This window comes from Roseomonas sp. TS2, assembly GCF_058833935.1.
In genome coordinates, this window is record NZ_JCACVY010000084.1 from 1 (window position 1) to 18044 (window position 18044).

The 18044-nt window shown below is 72.1% G+C and carries 13 protein-coding genes and 1 tRNA gene; 3 read left to right on the plus strand and 11 right to left on the minus strand.

The window, feature by feature from the left end; all coding sequences use genetic code 11:
• The coding region (locus ACZJYS_RS14120; protein ID WP_493179094.1) for an NUDIX hydrolase at nucleotides 1-426 on the plus strand (426 nt) is incomplete at its 5' end.
• Nucleotides 427-492: 66 nt separating this feature from the next.
• Complete coding sequence (locus ACZJYS_RS14125; RefSeq protein WP_493179096.1) at nucleotides 493-909, plus strand: cupin domain-containing protein; 417 nt, start codon at nucleotides 493-495, stop codon at nucleotides 907-909.
• Nucleotides 910-951: 42 nt separating this feature from the next.
• Here the strand turns inward: ACZJYS_RS14125 and msrP are convergent, their stop codons facing one another.
• The 4 genes from msrP to ACZJYS_RS14145 all read right to left on the minus strand — a co-directional run bounded on the left by msrP (nucleotide 952) and on the right by ACZJYS_RS14145 (nucleotide 6689).
• Entirely contained in the window at nucleotides 952-1902 is a 951-nt protein-coding gene (gene msrP / locus ACZJYS_RS14130) for a protein-methionine-sulfoxide reductase catalytic subunit MsrP (RefSeq protein ID WP_109518390.1), read from the minus strand.
• Nucleotides 1903-1960: 58 nt separating this feature from the next.
• A complete protein-coding gene (locus ACZJYS_RS14135) occupies nucleotides 1961-3427 on the minus strand; it encodes a glycosyltransferase family 39 protein (RefSeq protein ID WP_493179098.1) in 1467 nt (488 codons plus the stop codon).
• Nucleotides 3427-4515 (minus strand): glycosyltransferase family 2 protein, encoded by a 1089-nt coding sequence (locus ACZJYS_RS14140; RefSeq protein WP_493179100.1) that lies wholly within the window; start codon nucleotides 4513-4515, stop codon nucleotides 3427-3429. Before ACZJYS_RS14140 ends, ACZJYS_RS14135 begins: the two co-directional genes overlap by 1 nt.
• Nucleotides 4516-5297: 782 nt before the next feature.
• Nucleotides 5298-6689: a hypothetical protein gene (locus tag ACZJYS_RS14145; protein WP_493179103.1), complete on the minus strand. Its 1392-nt coding sequence runs from the start codon at nucleotides 6687-6689 to the stop codon at nucleotides 5298-5300.
• 108 nt (nucleotides 6690-6797) lie between these two features.
• Between ACZJYS_RS14145 and ACZJYS_RS14150 the strand changes: the two genes are divergently transcribed.
• Nucleotides 6798-7823, plus strand: coding sequence for a GlxA family transcriptional regulator (locus ACZJYS_RS14150; RefSeq protein ID WP_379649770.1), 1026 nt, complete (start codon nucleotides 6798-6800; stop codon nucleotides 7821-7823).
• A 537-nt stretch (nucleotides 7824-8360) separates the two neighbouring features.
• Here the strand turns inward: ACZJYS_RS14150 and ACZJYS_RS14155 are convergent.
• The 7 genes from ACZJYS_RS14155 to ptsP form a co-directional block, all read right to left on the minus strand.
• Nucleotides 8361-8436, minus strand: a tRNA-Lys gene (locus ACZJYS_RS14155).
• Nucleotides 8437-8507: 71 nt separating this feature from the next.
• The gene (locus ACZJYS_RS14160; RefSeq protein ID WP_109518413.1) at nucleotides 8508-9029 is read right to left on the minus strand and encodes a peptidylprolyl isomerase; all 522 of its coding nucleotides are present in this window, start codon (nucleotides 9027-9029) and stop codon (nucleotides 8508-8510) included.
• Between the two features lie 57 nt (nucleotides 9030-9086).
• Nucleotides 9087-9617 (minus strand): pantetheine-phosphate adenylyltransferase, encoded by a 531-nt coding sequence (gene coaD / locus ACZJYS_RS14165; RefSeq protein ID WP_245906567.1) that lies wholly within the window; start codon nucleotides 9615-9617, stop codon nucleotides 9087-9089.
• Entirely contained in the window at nucleotides 9610-12384 is a 2775-nt protein-coding gene (gyrA, locus tag ACZJYS_RS14170) for a DNA gyrase subunit A (RefSeq protein WP_109518414.1), read from the minus strand. Before gyrA ends, coaD begins: the two co-directional genes overlap by 8 nt.
• Nucleotides 12385-12596: 212 nt before the next feature.
• Nucleotides 12597-14375, minus strand: a complete 1779-nt coding sequence (locus ACZJYS_RS14175) for a fructose-specific PTS transporter subunit EIIC (protein ID WP_493179106.1) — start codon at nucleotides 14373-14375, stop codon at nucleotides 12597-12599.
• Nucleotides 14376-14446: 71 nt separating this feature from the next.
• Nucleotides 14447-15403, minus strand: coding sequence for a 1-phosphofructokinase family hexose kinase (locus ACZJYS_RS14180; protein ID WP_493179108.1), 957 nt, complete (start codon nucleotides 15401-15403; stop codon nucleotides 14447-14449).
• Nucleotides 15403-17910, minus strand: coding sequence for a phosphoenolpyruvate--protein phosphotransferase (gene ptsP / locus ACZJYS_RS14185; protein ID WP_493179110.1), 2508 nt, complete (start codon nucleotides 17908-17910; stop codon nucleotides 15403-15405). Before ptsP ends, ACZJYS_RS14180 begins: the two co-directional genes overlap by 1 nt.
• Nucleotides 17911-18044 lie beyond the last annotated feature (134 nt).

Sequence of the window (18044 nt, forward strand, 5' to 3'; positions counted from 1 at the left end):
CGGGAATATCCGGACCGGCCCTGGGTCGGCATCGGCGTCATCGCCTTCCGGGGGGAGGATGTGCTGCTGGTCCGCCGCAGCAAGCCGCCGCGCATGGGGGAATGGTCGATCCCTGGCGGCGCCCAGCACCTGGGCGAGACGGCCGAGGCCGCGGCGCGGCGCGAACTGATGGAGGAGGCCGGCATCACCGTCGGCCCCCTCACCGTGGCGGTGGTGGTGGACGCGGTGAACCATGACGAGGCCGGGCGCGCCCGCTTCCACTACACCATCATCGACTTCGCCGGGCAGTGGACGGGCGGCGAGCCGGTGGCTGGCGACGATGTCAGCGAGGCGCGCTTCTTCCCGCCGGAAGAACTCGCTGGACTCGGGCTGTGGGAGGAGGCGATCCGCGCCATCGCCGAGGGGCGGAAGCGGCTGGCCGGCTGACCCCCGCCGGGGGCGAGACTCGCCGCAGCCCGCGCCCTATGCTGGGTCCGGCCTCAAAGGTGGACCATGGCTGAGCACATCGATTTCGGCTCGCTCCAGCTGCGCTTCCTGCGCGACCGGCACGAGACGGGCGGCAGCCTCGACATGTTCGAGATGACCCTCCAGCCGGAGGGGCGCATGCCTGTGCCGCATTACCATGAAAGCTGGGAGGAGACGGTCTATGGCCTCTCCGGCACCGTGACCTTCACGGTGGAGGGCCAGGACCGGGAGGTGGGGCCGGGCGAGAGCCTGTTCATCCCGCGCGGCGCGGTGCATGGCTTCAGCAACCGCAGCGGGGCGCCGGCCACCTGCCTCTGCATCCTCACCCCGGGCGTGCTCGGCCCCGAATATTTCCGCGAACTGGCGGACCTGCTGCAATCCGGCAGGCCGGACCCGGCAAAGGCGCGCGAGATCATGCTGCGGCACGGGCTGGTGCCGGCCTGAGCGGCAAGGCCCAGGCCGTGCAGCAGCCGCCGTGCCGCAGCCTCAGAGGTAGAGCTTTTCCTTCTCCAGCCCCGCATAGAGGCTGGCGACGTATTCGCCATAGCCGTTGAACAGCTTCGTCGGCACGCGCTCGTTGCTGCCGAGCAGCCGCTCATGCGCCTGGCTCCAGCGCGGATGCGGCACCTCGGGGTTCACATTGGCCCAGAAGCCGTATTCCGTCGGCTGCAACTGCTCCCAGAAGGAGACGGGGCGCTTGTCGGTGAAGCGGATGGTGGTGATCGCCTTGCCGCTCTTGAAGCCGTACTTCCACGGGAACAGCACGCGGATGGGGCCGCCATTCTGCGGCGGCACCGGCTTGCCGTAGAGGCCCACCGCCATGAAGCACAGCTCGTTCGCCGCTTCGGCCAGTGTGCAGCCCTCGACATAGGGCCAGGGGTACCAGCTCTGCCGCAGGCCGGGCATGGTGCCGCGGTCGGCCACCGTGTGGAACTCGACGAACTTCGCGCCGGATTGCGGCCCGGCCAGCTTCAGCAGCTCGGCCATCGGAAAGCCGGTCCAGGGCACGGTCATCGCCCAGGCCTCGACGCAGCGGTGCCGCAGCACCCGCTCCTCCAGGCTCACCTTCTTCAGCAGGTCGTCGAGGCCGAGCTCCTGCGGGTTGTCCACCATGCCTTCCAGCTTCAGCGTCCAGGGGCGCTGCGGCAGGCGGGCGGCGGCGGAGGCCACGTTCTTGCTGCTGCCGAACTCATAGTAGTTGTTGTAGCTGGTGGCGTCCTTCTCCGGCGTCAGGGCGCGCTCGGGGCGGAAGGCGGGGTTGCGCATGGCGGCCATCGGGCTGGCCGCCTGCTGCGCCCGCGCGCCCTGCCAGGGCAGCGCCGCGCCAGCGGCGATCAGCCCGCCGAGGCCCAGCGCCTTGCGCCGCCCCAGCACCAGATGCTCCGGCGTGGCGGCGGATTCGGGCAGTTCCCAGCCCCGGGGAATGCGGATCGGCATGGCTCGTCTCCCTGAACCTTTCCCAGCATGTAGGCCGCCCGCGGGAGAGGGGAAGGCCTCAGCGGCGGGCGGGCAGCAGCACCAGCGGCGGAGCCGCCGCATCCGCCGGCACCACCACGCGGTGCAGCCGGTAGCGTTCGGCCTCGATGCCATGCCGGGCGCGCGTCACGCCCCCCTCCTCCACCGCACCCGGCCAGAGCGGCGGACCGCCGCGACGCTCGCTGCGCACCAGCAGCCCGGTGCCGCCGGGCGGCGGCGCGGCGAGGTCGAACAGGTCCCACCGGTCGCCGAGGGCGACGACGCGGGTGGCGGGCGGCAGGTGCAGCGCCAGCTCGCTGGCCAGGCCGTATTCCTCGGCGGCGATGAAGGCGGCGCCGCGCGTCGCGCGCTCCGCCTCCAGCGTGGCGGCGAATTCGGCCCAGCCGCCGAGCCGCGCCAGGGTGGGGTCGCTGCGCCGGGGCAGCGGCAGCGGCGCGAAGGCGGCCTGCACCAGCACCAGCAGGGTCAGCCCCAGCCCCAGCGCCACGCCCGGCCGGCGCCAGCGTGCCCAGCGGGCGCCGAGGCAGCCCGCGGCGGCGAGGCAGGCGGTGGGGTAGAGGATGGCCGGCCAGTTGCCCTGCACCCGGCTGCCGGTGGCCTGCCACAGGAACAGCAGCGCCGTGGGCACGGTGATGGCGGCGAGCAGCCCGGCCGCCGCCGCGCCCTCGCCCCGGCGCCACCACAGGCGGCAGGCGGCCACCGTGCCGGCGACGCAGAGCAGGAAGATGATGGGTGTGGCCAGCCCCGCCTGCCCGCCCACCAATTCGCCCAGGTAGCGCAGCGCGGAGCCGGTGGCGGTGGCGCCCGCCCGTCCGCCCTGCTTGGCGAAGCTCACCCAGTCGTGCCGGGCGTTCCAGAGGATGACGGGGCTGAACACCAGCAGCGCCAGCGCGCCGCCGGCCCAGAGGCGCCAATCGGCCAGCCAGCGCCGCGCGCCTGGTTCCAGCAGCAGCCACAGCACCACGCCGCCGCCCAGCAGTACGGTGGTATATTTGGACAGCAGCCCGAGCCCCGCCAGCAGGCCGAAGGCCAGCCACCAGCGCCCGTCCTGGCTGGCCTGCAGCCGCGCCAGCGCCCAGAGGGCGGCGCACCAGAACACCAGCAGCGGCGTGTCCGGCGTCATCAGCACCGCGCCGGCACCGAAGAGCAGCGTGGCGTTCAGCAGCGCCGCGGCCCAGGGCCCGGCCTGCCGGCCGGGAAAGAGACGCTCCCCCGCATCGGCCAGCAGCAGCGAGGCGGCGGCGACGCCCAGCGGCCCGAGCAGCCGCAGCCCCAGCGCCGTGTCGCCCGCCATGGCAGAGCCGAACGCGGTCCACAGCGCCACCATCGGCGGATGGTCGTAGTAGCTGAGCGAGAGGGCACGGCCCCAGACCCAGTAATAGGCCTCGTCCGGCGCCGGCGGCAGCCACCACGCGGCGGCGAGGCGCAGCAGGGTCAGCGCCGCCAGTGCCCACAACCAGGCGGCGCCGCTCCAGCGCGCACCCATCAGCGGGCCCGCCAGACGAGGGTGGCGGAGACGGCGTAGTTCCACACCACCGTCAGCAGCGCGCCGGCCGCGCCGGCCAGGCCCCAGCTCGCCAGCTCGTCGCGCATCAGCAGGTCGGCGATGCCGACATTGGCCGCCACGCCGACGCCGCAGACCAGGTAGAACACCGCCAGCCCGCGCCACAGCGCGGCACCCCGCAGCCGCACGTCGCTGTAGGTGATGCGGTTGTTCAGCACGAAATTCGCCGTCATCGCCACGAGGCTGGCCACCCATTGGGCCTGCGCGAAGGGCAGCGGCCCCAGCGCCAGCGAGAGCACCGCCAGATGCACCACGATGCCGATGGCGCCCACGGCGGCGAAGGCCAGGAAGCGCAGCGGCAGCAGCCCATGCGACCACTTGTCCAGAAGCAGGGCCAGGAAATCGAGCAGCACCGTGGCATCGAGCTTGGATTCGCCGGCCTGCCGCGGGCGGAAGGTGTAGGGCAGCTCCACCACGCGCAGCTTGCGGCCGGCGGAGAGCAGCAGGTCCAGCAGGATCTTGAAGCCCCGGCCGGTCAGGCGCGGCGCGATCTCCTCGGCCAGCGGGCGCGGCAGCATGAAGAAGCCGCTCATCGGGTCGGCCACCGGCACGGGAAGGAAGAACTGCGCAAGCGTGGTGCCGCCATCGCTGATGCGCCGCCGCAGGGAGGAGAAGCCCTCCGCCGCCTCGCCCCCCGCCACATGGCGGCTGCCGATGGCGACATCCCCCTCGCCCGCCCGCAGCGCTGCCAGCATGCGTGGCAGCAATGTCTCGTCGTGCTGCAGGTCGCCGTCGATGACCGCGACATAGCCGGCCGAGGAAGCAAGCATGCCCTCGACGCAGGCCGAGGACAGGCCGCGCCGGCCAACGCGCCGGATGCAGCGGATGCGCGGGTCCCGCGCCGCGATGCCGCGCGCCACCTGGGCCGTGCCGTCGGGGCTGTTGTCATCGACGAAGATGGCTTCCCAGGCGATTCCGCCAAGCGCCGCCTCCAGCCGTTCCACCATGGGCGCGACGTTGGGGGCCTCGTTGTAGCAGGGAATCACGACGGTGAGTTCGGGCGACGGCATGGTGGGGCGTGCTTAGCGCCCTTGCCGCCGAGGCACCAGCAACGGAGCGTGACGCGGCTTTCCGCTGGCCGCGAACCGGAGGATGTGCCGGTCCTCCTGCCCTGCCTGCGGCTGTGATGGTGCAGGCCCGGGCAGTTCCCATGCCTTCAGGGTCGTGCCAGAGGTCTTCCCGGGCGGCCCAGCCTTTCCGGCGGGCCTGGCGGGCGAATGCTGCCGTGCCGGTGACGTGCCGCGCGGTGGCGGCCGGGACCCCTCTCTTTCGTTGCTTGTCGGCCGCTTTGTGTGGTGGGTGCGTTTGCGGGGAAAGTTCGGGCTTTGCGGGGCGATAGTTTACAATAATTTTCTTTATACGATTATCGACAGGAAGTGGATGAGGCGGGAGAGACATAGGGAGCACCGCATTGTTGCGGCAGGCGATGGGACACATCCTGGGATGGCCCGCAGGGCACCAGGCAAGCGGCCACAGCCGGGCATGCAGGGGAAAGACGCCGTGGTGGTTCCTGGCCTGCCGTGACGGCTGGAGAAAGCGCCGGCCTTTCCCTTCCCCCAAGCGGCGGTGGAGATGGCGGCGTGCCGTGCCAGCGCCACGTCCCGGTCGGCCGCGCCGTGCGCCCAGTGGTGCCAGGGGGAGAAAGGCCTGGTGTGGCGAGAAGAGCATCACCCCCTCCCCTCCCTGGGCAAATACCATCGCCGGGCAAGTCGCGCCCTGGCGGCACCTGGCCCTTCCTTTGCGCGCCAGGTGCCACTCGCCTGCCGGCCCGCACTCGCCTGCCGGCGCGTCCTCAACGCCAGTTTCGGTCGTGCTCGGCATGGGTGCGGAGATAGGCTTCCGGCGTGAAGTACCGATCGTAGAACTCGGTGTCGAGCCGATGGGCCTGCAGGTAGGTTTTGAGGAAGACCGGCGGCACCGTCGCGGGGAAGCGGCCGAAGGTCGTGAACACATACTCGGCCATCAGCGCGGCAATCTCGATCGCCTCGGCGTCGATCGCGGCGGCGCCGGAGCGGATCGCGGCATTCTCCCGGTAGGGCCCCCCCTGCTTCGGGTCGAAGGGGCCGCCCGCGCCGAATTTGCGCGCGACCGCCGCCTCCACCGCCGCGCGCATGCTGGCGTGGTGCGGCGGCACATGCGCCTCGAACACCCCGGGCAGCCCGGTGACATGCGGCAGCGGGTTGTTCGGGAGCATGTCGAAGCGGAAGCCGAGGCCCGGCACGGCCGGATCGCCGCTCGCCCCCAGCACCGTGAAGGGATTGAGCCCGGTGTACATCCACCCGCCGAGGCCGAGCGCCTGCAGCATCAGCGCGCCCGCATAGCAGGCCGTGCCCATCTCCACCGACACGTCCGTGAGCGCGACCTGCTCGAGGAAGGTCATGGGGTAGGCGGCCTCCAGCTTCAGCCGGTGTGCGTAGCGCTCCAGCCCGGGGATCGGCCGGCCGTTCACATCGTCGTAGATGCCGGTGCCGTTCTGCACGAGGTAGAGCAGCAGCAGGATGACGTGTTGCGCGAGGTCGGCCACCGGGAACACCAGGGTCGAGCCCGGCACGTTCGCGCACCAGGTGTTGTGGCCTTCCATATGCGGCATCGCCGCCGGGATGTTGAGCCGGCCATCGGCCAGCTTCACGATCCGCGCGCGGTGCGCGTCGAGCCAGGCACCCAGCTCCGTGCCCGCAGCGGCTGGCACCGGGGTCATGTCCCGCGTCGGCAGGAAATACACCCCGGTGTCATCGGTGAAGAAGAACTCCGAGGTGTTAAAGCCGGCCGAGGACGGAAAGCTGCGCCCGCCCGCGGCGGTGATGTAGTTGGGCAGGCGGGGCGCGTAGCCGGGGTGGTGGGCGAACAGCTCCACCCAGCCGGTGTTCCCGGCGATGGTGGCGATGAGCAGCATCTGCTCAAGCGGATCCAGCGCTTCCGGCGCCTGGCGCGAGGCGAAGGCGAGCGGCCCCGCGGGGATCGACGCGCCCTTGGCGAAGCGGCGGGACCGGCGGCCGTGGATCGCCTCGATCAGCGGGAAGGCGGCCGCCTTCGCCAGGCCGCGCGGGCGGTTGCCGAGTGAATCCAGCAGGGTCCTGCCGCGCGCGCCCAGGGCATCCGCCTGGGCAAGACCCAGCCCGCCGAGGACCGCGCCGGCGCCGAGCAGCGTCGCGCCGTACAGCTTGCGTCTAGTGGTGTCGAGCATCGAAGCCTCCGTTCCGCATGGTTGCGGTGCCTGTCCTTCGCATGCGGCCTTCGCGAGGCGTCAGACGCGGAATCGACGAAACCGGTCCGGACATGCCAAGCTGGCCTCATGATCGCGCCTCGTGCCCCGGCCCGCATCTCGGTCTGTCTCGTGGCCGTGCCCGAAATCGCCACGGGCGTGCTGAACGGCCTCTACGAGGTGTTCTCCTTCGTGGGCTCGGGCTGGGAGATGCTGACGGGCTGGCCACCAGGACCGGCCCGCTTCCTGCCGCGGATCGTCGCCGCGGACCGGGCGCCATTCCGCAACCTGGCCGGGCTGCCCATCGCTCCGGAGCTCGGCTTCGCCGAGGTGAAGCGAACCGATATCGTGGTCGTCGGCGACCTCGCCCTGGCGCGGGACGAGGACACCCGTGGACGGTGGCCGGAGGCGGTGGCGTGGCTCCAGCGCCAGCATGCGCAGGGCGCGCTGGTCTGCTCGGTCTGCACAGGGTCGCTCATGCTGGCCGAGGCGGGGCTGCTGGAGGGCGAGGAGGCAACCTGTCACTGGGCGGCAACCGACCAGATCCGCCGCCGCTATCCCGGTGTCCGCCTGCATCCCGAGCGCGTGCTGGTAACGGCGGGGGTCGGTCACCGGCTGGTCACCGCCGGTGGTTCAGCCTCCTGGACCGACCTTGCGCTCTACCTCGTGGCCCGCTTCTGCGGCGAGGAGGAGGCGCGGCGGACCGCCAAGCTGTTCCTGTTCGGGGACCGCAGCGACGGGCAACTGCCCTTCGCCGCCCGCGTCCGGCCACGCCAGCACGAGGATGCTGCTGTCGCGGCGGCTCAGCTCTGGATTGCCCGGAACTACGACTGCGCCCATCCGGTGGCCGGGATGACGCAGGTCTCCGGCCTGGCGCCCCGGACCTTCATCCGCCGCTTCCAGGCGGCGACGGGCTATGTTCCGCTCGACTACGTCCAGTCGCTCCGCATCGAGGAAGCCAAGCAGATGCTGGAAACCTCGGACGCGCCGATCGACGCGGTTGCCGCGGAGGTCGGCTACACCGAGCCCGCCGCCTTCCGCCGTGTCTTCAAGCGGGCGACCGGAATCGCTCCGAACCAATACCGGCAGCGCTTCCGCTGGATGTCGGCGGCCTGACCGCCCTGGGAGGAGCTGCTGTTCCGCGGGCTTGGAGGGCGAGCGCGTGCCCCCGGTGCGCCGGCTCTCCGGCGATGACTTCGCCGCCAAGGATGCGGCCTGGCAAGGCCATACCGTGAGGGGCGGCTATTCACCGCAGCAGGCGGGCGGTGTCATGCGCCTTCGGGCACCCATGCCGGCCTGATCGGCACCAGGCCGGGCGCGGCCTGCGTTTGGGGCATCGGCCGCAGCGCGGCACTGTCCTCCTCGCCATGCCCGGCCCACCTGCGGGCGGAAGGCTTGAGCTTCGCCTTGAAGGTAGTTCCCACCCCCCCCCCTCCGCAGGAACCCAGGGGCCATGCCGATCCGCTTCCCTTTTGGGGAGCAGCAATGAATTCCTGATTTTACAGGGTCAGGGAGATTGGGATCCAATCGTCCAGATCCCCAGCTCTGGAGAAGGTCCGTTGTCCAGACCCGGGATCACTCTGCCAACCCAGGCGGAACCTGGATCTCCAGACGGCCTCGGCTTGGCCACAGAGCGAGTTTCAGAGAAGGGAATGGTGTGCCCGCAGGGACTCGAACCCTGGACCCCAAGATTAAAAGTCTCGTGCTCTACCGACTGAGCTACGGGCACATGGGGAGACGGGCGGGAGAAACCCTCCCGCGCCGCCCCTGTCAAGTCTCGCGGTGTGCCGCGAGGGCCGTTCAGGCCGCGTCGGCGGCGATCTGCGCCTTCATCAGGCGGTCCGGCTCGCGCACCATGCCGCTCTGGCCGGCGCCGCGCTTGATCTTGTCCACGAACTCCATGCCCGAGGTCACCTGGCCCCAGATCGTGTACTGGCCGTCCAGGCTGGAGGCCGGCGCGAACATGATGAAGAACTGGCTGTTGGCGCTGTTCGGGTTGGCGGTGCGGGCCATGCCGCAGACGCCGCGCAGGAAGCGCGCCTTGGCCGGCGGGCTGAACTCGGCGGGAAGGTCGGGCAGCTGGCTGCCGCCGGTGCCGGTGCCGGTCGGGTCGCCGCCCTGCGCCATGAAGCCTTCGATCACGCGGTGGAAAGGCGTGCCGTCATAGAAGCCCTGGCGCACCAGGGTCTTGATGCGCTCGACATGCTGGGGCGCGAGGTCGGGGCGCAGCTTGATGACGACGCGGCCATCCTTCAGATCGAAGAACAGCGTGTTCTCGCGATCGTCCTGGGCGGCGGCCTCGTTGGTGGTGGCTTCGGTCATCATGATCCCCGTGATAGCGATGGAACTGGCGAGCAGGCTGCGACGGCGCATCCTGTGTCACTCCCCTTGGTGTGGCGCGCGTACCCGGGCAAGGGTGCGCTCACGCGTCAGATGCGGCACGAAGGTGGAGATATCCCCCCCCAGCCGCGCGATCTCCTTGACGAAGCGCGAGGAGATGAAATGGTTGCCCTCGCTGGCCATCAGGAACAGCAGCTCGATCTCGGGATCGAGCCGGCGGTTCATGCCGGCCATCTGGAACTCGTAGTCGAAATCGGTGACGGCGCGCAGGCCACGCACGATCACCTCGGCGCCAACGTCCCGCGCGAAGCCGACCAGCAGCCCCTCGAAGGGCACCACCTCGATGATGGTGCCGGTGCGCCGGGCGATGATCTCCGCCTCGGCGCGCACCAGCTCCACGCGCTCCTCCAGCGGGAAGAGCGGCCCCTTCCCCGCATTCATCGCCACGCCCACCACCAGCCGGTCCAGGATGCGGGCGGCGCGGTGGATGATATCGACATGCCCGTTGGTGATCGGGTCGAAGGTGCCGGGATAGATGCCGCTGCGCGTTGGGCGCCTCGTCTCAGACACCGGCCTCGTCCTCCACATCCGCCTCGGGCGCCGCGCCGGCCGGGTCCTGCACCTGGTCCTGATCCTGCCCCTGCTCCTCGACGACGGTGAAGCAGGAGGTGACGCGCTCCTCCCCATCCAGCCGCAGCATCATCACGCCCATGGCCGAGCGGCCGGTGACGCGCACCTGATCGACCGGCAGGCGGATCAGCCGGCCATTGTCGGTGACGAGCATCACGTCGTCGCCCGGACGCACCGGGAAGGTGGCCACCACCTCGCGCCCCGTGCGCTTGACCAGGGTGATGTTGGCGATGCCCTGCCCGCCCCGGCCGGTGACGCGGTACTCATAGGCGGAGCTGCGCTTGCCGAAGCCGCCATCCGTCACGGTGAGCAGGATCTCCTCCTGCTCCTCCAGCTCGGAGAAGCGCTCGGGCGAGAGGGCGATCTCGGTGCCCGCCTCCTCGGCATTCTCCTCGGCGAGCGAGGCCTCGGCCTCGGCCGCCGCCTCGGCGCTTTCCTCGGCGGTGCGGCGCTTCTGCGCGGCCTGCTTCAGATAGGCGGCGCGCTCCTCGACGCTGGCATCCACATGCCGCAGCACGGAAAGCGCGATGACCTCGTCCTTCGGCGCCAGCCGGATGCCGCGCACGCCGGTGGAATCGCGGCCCGCGAAGACGCGCAGCGTGTCCACATCGGCGACGAAGCGGATGGCCCGCCCGCCGCGCGTGGCCAGCAGCACATTGTCGCCCTCGCGGCAGGTGGAGACGCCGATCAGGCTGTCCCCCTCATCCAGCTTCATGGCGATGAGGCCGGAGGAACGGACGTTCTTGAAATCCGACAGCCGGTTGCGGCGGACATTGCCCTGCGCCGTGGCGAAGACGAGGTGCAGGTTCTCCCACAGCCCTTCATCCTGCGGCAGCGGCAGCACGGCGGTGACGTATTCCTCCGCCTGCAACTGGAGAAGCTGGCGCAGCGAGCGGCCGCGCGCGGTGGGGCCGGCCTCGGGCAGCTTCCACACCTTCTCGCGGAAGGCCATGCCGCGGCTGGTGAAGAACAGCACCCACTGGTGGGTGTGCGCGTTGAAGCTGCGGATGACGACGTCGTCCTGCCGCATGTTGGCGCTGCTGCGGCCGCGCCCGCCGCGGTTCTGCGCGCGGAAGGTCTCGAGCGGCGTGCGCTTGACGTAGCCGTCGCGCGTCAGCGTCACCACCATCAGCCCGGGCTCGATCAGGCTCTCATCGTCCTGGTCGGCGAGGCCATCGACGATCTCGGAGAGGCGCGGATTGGCGATCTGCGCGCGCACGGCGCGCAGCTCCTCCGCCATCAGCTCCAGCCGGCGCGGGCGGGAGGAGAGGATGTCCAGCAGCTCGCGGATGCGCCCCGCCACCTCGTCCAGCTCGGCGTTGATCTTGTCGCGCTCGAGGCCGGTCAGGCGCTGCAGGCGCAGCTCCAGAATGCCGCGCGCCTGCGCCTCGGTCAGCTTCACCGTCTCGTCGACGACGATGTTGCCGGAATCATCCACCAGTTCCAGCAGCGGCCCGACATCGGCGATCGGCCAGTCGCGCGCCATCAGCGCGGTGCGGGCGGTCACCGCGTCCGGGCTCTCGCGGATCAGGCGGATCACCTCGTCGATGTTGGCCACGGCGATGGCGAGGCCCACCAGCAGGTGGCCACGGTCGCGCGCCTTGGCGAGGCGGTAGCGCGAGCGGCGGAGGATCACCTCCTCGCGGAAGTCGATGAAGGCGAGCAGCGCCTGGCGCAGCCCCATCTGCTGCGGCCGCCCCTCGTGCAGGGCGAGGAAGTTCACCGCGAAGGAGGTCTGCAGGTTGGTGTACCGGTAGAGGTGGTTCAGCACCACCTCGGCCGTCGCGTCCTTCTTCAGCTCGATGACGATGCGCAGGCCGGAGCGGTCGCTCTCGTCGCGCAGGTCGCTGATGCCCTCGATCTGCTTGGTCCGCACCAGATCGGCGATGCGCTCGATCAGCGTCGCCTTGTTCACCTGGTAGGGGATCTCGGAAATGGCGATCAGGCTGCGCCCGCCGCGCATCTCCTCGATCTCGGCGCGCGCGCGCAGGATGACGCTGCCGCGCCCCGTCTCGAAGGCGGAGCGGATGCCGGCGCGGCCGAGGATCAGCGCCCCGGTCGGGAAATCCGGCCCGGGGATGATCTGCATCAGCGCTTCGAGGGTGGTGTCGGGGTCCTCGATCAGCTTCAGCGTCGCGTCGATCACCTCGCCCGGATTGTGCGGTGGGATGTTGGTCGCCATGCCGACGGCGATGCCGTTGGCGCCGTTCACCAGCAGGTTCGGGAAGGCGGCGGGGAGGACGCGCGGCTCCTCGGCGCTTTCGTCGTAGTTCGGCGCGAAGTCGACGGTGTCCTCGTCGATGCCTTCCAGCAGCGCGGCGGCGGATTTGCCGAGGCGGGCCTCAGTGTAGCGCATGGCCGCCGGCGGGTCGCCATCCATCGAGCCGAAATTGCCCTGGCCGTCGATCAGCGGCACGCGCAGCGAGAAGGTCTGCGCCATGCGCACCATGGCGTCGTAGATCGCGCTGTCGCCATGCGGGTGGTACTTACCCATCACGTCGCCGACGACGCGGGCGGATTTCTTGTACGGCTTGTCCGAGGTGAAGCCGTTCTCGTTCATCGAGAACAGGATGCGGCGGTGCACCGGCTTCAGCCCGTCGCGCACATCCGGCAGGGCGCGCGCGACGATGACGCTCATCGCATAGTCGAGGTAGGAGCGGCGCATCTCCTCCTCGAGCGCGATCGGCAGGGTGCCTTCCGGCGGAATATGGGCGGCGCGCCCGGTTCCGTTGTCGCCCGTGCCGTTGTCGCTCTCGCTCACGCGGTCATCCCATGCAGCAAAGTGGGGGGTGGGCCGGCCCGGCGCGAGGCGCGCGGTGGCGGGGTCTTCCTCCACGGAAAATCCCAGCCCTTATAGCCGCTTTGGCGCGTTCCGCCAAACGCCGCCGGGCGGGATTTTCACCCCGCCCGGCCAAGGGCTTAGGCTGCCGCGGCCACCGGCGAGTTGCGCTTCAGCACCGCCACCGCCAGCGCGGTGACGGCGGTGCCGGCCAGGATGGCCAGCAGGTAGCCCAGCGGGTTGCCCACCGCGCCGGGGATGCCGACGACGAAGATGCCGCCATGCGGCGCCCGCAGCGTGCAGCCGAACAGCATCGACAGCGCCCCGGCCACGGCGGAACCCGCGATCAGCGCCGGGATGACACGCACCGGGTCCTTCGCCGCGAAGGGGATGGCGCCCTCGGAGATGAAGGCGGCGCCGAGCACGGCGGCGGCCTTGCCGGCATCCCGCTCCTCCTGGCTGAAGCGGCTGCGGGCGATGAAGGTGGCCACCGCGATGCCGAGCGGCGGCGTCATGCCGGCGGCCATCACCGCCGCCATCGGCGCGTAGGTCTCGGAGCCGAGCAGGCCGACGCCGAAGGCATAGGCCGCCTTGTTCACCGGCCCGCCCATGTCCACCGCCATCATCGCGCCGAGCACGAGGCCGAGGATGACGGCGTTGGAGGTGCCCATGCCGCGCAGGAATTCAGTGAGCCAGGCCAGCGCCGCCGCGATCGGCGTGCCGAGCACATAAATCATTAGCAGGCCGGTGATCAGCGAGGCCAGCAGCGGAATGACCAGGACGGGCTTGAGGCCCTCCAGGCTTTCCGGGAAGGGCAGCCTGTCGCGCAGGAACTTCGCCACGTAGCCGGCCAGGAAGCCGGCGACGATGCCACCCAGGAACCCCGCCCCCACCGCGCCGGCCAGCGAGCCGCCGACGAAGCCCGGCGCCAGCCCCGGCCGGTCGGCGATGGAGAAGGCGATGAAGGCGGCCAGCACCGGCACCATCAGGGCAAGGGCCGACTGCGCGCCGATCTGGAACAGCGCCGCCGGCAGCGTGCCCGGCTCCTTGAAGGCCTCGATGCCGAAGGCGAAGGAGAGCGCGATGCAGAGGCCGCCCGCCGTGACCAGCGGGATCATGTAGGAGACGCCGGTCATCAGGTGCTTGTAGGCGCCCGGCGCCTGCCCGGCCTTGGCGGGCGCGGGCGTGGCGGCGCCGGTGGCAGCGGCGCCGCCCTGCGGCTCGGCCACCAGGGCGCGGTTGATGAGGCCGACGCCGTCCTTCAGCGCCTCGCCCGTGCCGGCGGTGATCAGGCGCTTGCCGGCGAAGCGGGCGGTGTCCACGCCCGTGTCGGCGGCGATCACCACGGCATCGGCGGCGGCGATCTCCTCCGGCGTCAGCGCGTTCTTGGCGCCGACCGAGCCCTGCGTCTCCACCTTGATCGTGTGGCCGAGCTTGGCCGCCGCCTTCTCCAGCGCCGCCGCCGCCATGAAGGTGTGGGCGATGCCGGTGGGGCAGGCGGTGATGGCGACGAGCTTCCTCGGCCCCTCGCCCGCCGCCGGCGCGGCCTGCGGCACCGCTGCGGCGGCGGCCGGAGTGGCGGACGAAGCGGCCACGGCCGGGCGCGGTAGCAGCGCCAGCGAGGCGGCCGAGCGCAGCGCCTGCTCCGGCCGGCGGATCGCCTCGATGACCGTGGTGGCGATCAACGGCCGGCCGGCATGGCGGGCGGCATCGGCGGTGGCGTCGCCCACCAGCAGCACGGCATCGGGCGTGAAGTCCGGGGCGGGCGCCCCGGCGGTGTCGAGGGTCAGGTCCAGGGCGGCCCGTTCCGCTGCGTCGCGCAGCGCCTCGGCGGCCATGGTGGCATGCGGGGCACTGGCGGCGTGGCGGATGACGGCGAGCAGCCGGGTCGGCGCGGCATGGCCGGGATCAGAGGGCATGGCACTCGTCCTGCTGGGAAAGGCGGAAGCGCCCGGCGATGCGCCGGGCAGGCGATGGGTGCGGCAAGGGCTCAGAGCCGCTCGACATGGGCGGCTTCGGCCAGGCGGGTGATCTCGGCCAGGGCCGGGCTGCCGCCCACGGGGCGGGAGACGGCGGCGGCGGCACACCCCGTGGCCAGCCGTGCCATCGCCTCCGGCGGCAGGCCGCGCGCCAGGGCGGCGGTGAGCCCGGCCACCATGGCATCCCCGGCGCCGACCGTGGTGGTCAGGCGCACCCTGGGCGGCGTCACCCAGAGCGCGGCCTCCGGCAGGGCGAAGAGCGCGCCCTCGCCGCCGGCCGAGACCACCACGCTGCCGATGCCCTGTGCCTGCATCTCCCGCGCGGCGGCCAGCAGCGCGGCGCGGTCCGGCAGGGCGCGGCCGAGCAGCGCGGAAAGCTCATCCCGGTTCGGCTTGATGAGGGCAGGCTTCGCGGCCAGCGCGGCCTCGAAGGCGGGGCCGCTGCTGTCCAGCACCACGCGGGCGCCGAAGCCGCGCAGCCGTTCGGCCAGCCAGGCCAGGGCACCGGGCGCCAGCCCCGGCGGCAGGCTGCCGGACAGCACGGCGATGGCGGGGCCATAGGCCAGCTTCGCCGCCACCGCCTCCAGCGCGCCCTCCGGCGTGGCGGCACCGGGCGGGTTGATGTCGGTCACCGCCCCCGCCCCCGCCTCAGCCTCGGTCTCCACCAGCTTGACGTTGATGCGGCAGCGGCCCGGCACGGGCACGAAATCCGCGGCGACTCCCTGCCCGTCCAGGAACTCGGTGAAGGCCTGGATGTCGGCGGCGCCGAGCAGGCCGGTGGCGAGCGACGCCTCGCCCAGCACGCCCAGCATGACGGAGACGTTGACCCCCTTCCCCGCCGGCCGCAGCTCCGCCGCGCCTGCCCGGTTCACCTCGCCCCGCGCCAGCCGGGGCAGCGGGATGGTGAGATCGAGCGCCGGGTTCAGGGTGACGGTGGCAATGGAAGGATGGGCGATGCGGGGCGGCATCAGCCGGCCTCGCCCAGGGCGCGCAGCGCGGGCAGCGCCCGCACCTCGGCCGCCGTGGCGCAGCCCAGCGCGGCGCGCGCCACCGCCTCGGCCTGCGCCATGGAAAGGGCGCGGATCTGCGCCTTCAGCGCAGCCACGTTCGGGATGGAGACGGAAAGCTCATCCACGCCAAGGCCCACCAGGATCGGCGCCGCCATCGGGTCCGCCGCCATGTTGCCGCAGACGCCCACCCAGCGGCCGCGCGCATGGGCGGCCTGCACCGTCATCTGGATCAGCCGGAGCACGGCGGGGTCCAGCGCGTCCGAGCGGGCGCCGAGGGTCGGGTGCAGCCGGTCCACCGCCAGGGTGTATTGCGTCAGGTCGTTGGTGCCGATGGAGAAGAAGTCGGCCTCGCGGGCAAGCTGGTCCGCCATCACCGCCGCCGAGGGCACCTCGACCATGATGCCTACCTCGACCGGCGGGGTGGCGAGGGAGAGGCGCTCCTTCTCGATCAGCTCCCGCGCGGCGCGGAGATCGGCCAGGCCATCGACCATCGGCAGCATGATGCGGATATCGCCATGGCGGGCGGCACGCAGCGCGGCGCGGATCTGGGGGCGGAACAGCGCCGGCTCGGCCAGCGACAGGCGCAGGCCGCGCAGCCCGAGGAAGGGATTGGCCTCGGCGGGGTGGTTGACGAAGCGCAGCGGCTTGTCGCCCCCCGCATCCAGCGTCCGCAGCACCACGGGCAGGCCGCCGAAGCCCTCGGCCAGCCGGCGGTAGAGCTCGTACTGCTCCTCCTCGGAGGGCGGCTCGGCGCGCTCGTCGAACAGGAACTCGCTGCGGACCAGGCCGGTGCCCTCGGCGCCGGCGGCGACGGCCTCGATGGCCTCCTCCGGGCGGCGGACATTGGCCGCGACCTCGACGCGGTGGCCGTCCTGCGTGATGGCGGGGCGGAAGGCGGCGCGCTTCGCCGCCTCGGCGCGCTCGGCGCCGCGCGCGCGGGCGGCCTCGGCGCGGCCGACTGCTTCCGCGTCCGGGTTGGGGATCAGCCGGCCCCGGTCGCCATCCAGCACCACGGGGGTGCCATCGGCCAGCGCCAGCACCCCCTGCCCGGCCGCGACCACGGCGGGGATGCCCAGTGCGCGGGCCAGGATGGCGGTGTGCGCCGTCGGCCCGCCCGCCGCCGTCACCAGCCCGACGACGCGGGCGGGGTCGAGATTGGCGGTCTCGGAGGGGGTGAGGTCCTCGGCGGCGATGACGGCGCGCTCCGGCACCGGCGCCACCGTCTCGCTGCCGCCCACCAGGTGGCGCAACACGCGGCGCGCCACGTCCTTGAGGTCGGTGGCGCGCTCGGCCAGCAGCGGGTCGCCGATGCCGGCCAGGGCCGTGGCGCGCGACCTCGCCGCGCCATCCCAGGCGGCGGGGGCGGAGGCGCCGGCCTCGATCGCCTTCCGCGCCTCGGCCAGCAGCTCGGGGTCCTCCAGGAACTCGGCATGGGCGGCGAAGATGGCGGCGTGCTTGTCGCCCACGCGCTGCGCCATCTCGGCGGAGACGGTCTTCAGTTCCGCCCGTGCCGCTTCCAGCGCCGCCTCCAGCGCCGCCGCCTCGCCCGCCGGGTCGGCCGCCGTCTCGGCATAGCCGGCGGCCTCGGAGCGGAAGCGGTGCAGCACGCCGATGGCGATGCCGGGGCTGGCCGGCAGGCCGGCGATGGCGCCCGCCTCCAGCGGCTCGTCGGCTGCGGCGGCGGGCGCGGCATCGGCGGGGGTGGCCGGGGCCTCGTCGCGGTCGCCCAGCTCGTCGGCGAAGGCGGCGCGCAGCTTCTCCAAAGCCAGCGCCGCCTCGGGGCCGATGGCGCTCAGCGTCATCGCCGCGCCGGGCCCGGCGCCGAGCTGCAACAGGGCGATCATGCTCCTGGCATCGGCCCGGCGGTCGCCATGCATCAGGGTGATGCGGGCGTCGAATCCCTTGGCGAGCTGCGCCAGCAGCTTGGCCGGGCGGGCGTGCATGCCGGCGGCGGCGGGGGCGTGCACCTCGGTGGTCAGCGTCCCGCCCGGTGCCGCTGCGGGAGCCTGGGCGGGAGCGGCATCGGCGGCGGGCAGCGGCGCATCCGGGTCCAGCGCGGCCAGGATCGCCTGCTTGTCGCCGGTGCGGGCCAGCCGGGCGGCCAGCGCCTCCTCGCCCAGCACGTCGGTCAGGCGGCGCAGCACCGCGATGTGCTCATCCCCCTGCGCCGCGATGGCCACCACCAGATGCGCCACATCCTCGCCGTTCCAGCGCACCCCCTCCGGCACCTGCAGCACGGCGATGCCGGTGCGGGCGATCAGCCCGCGGTCGCCCCGCTGCCCGTGCGGAATGGCGATGCCGTTGCCGAGGAAGGTGTCCGCCTCGCCTTCCCGGCGCAGCATGCTGTCGGCATAGGCGGCATCGATGGCGCCGGACTCGACCAGGAGCTGCGCGGCCTCGCGGATCGCAGCCTCCTTGTCGGCGGGCTGGGCGGCGAGGCGGATGCGGTCTGCGGTGAGGATCACGGGCCTGCTGGTTCCTGTCGTCCGGCGGTCGAAATGCGTCGGCCCGCGCGAGGCGGGCCGGGCATAGATTGCAATGCGATCAGGAAAAGGCAATCGGCGGCGGCCTTTCCCGGCCGCCCCCGGTTCAGAACGGG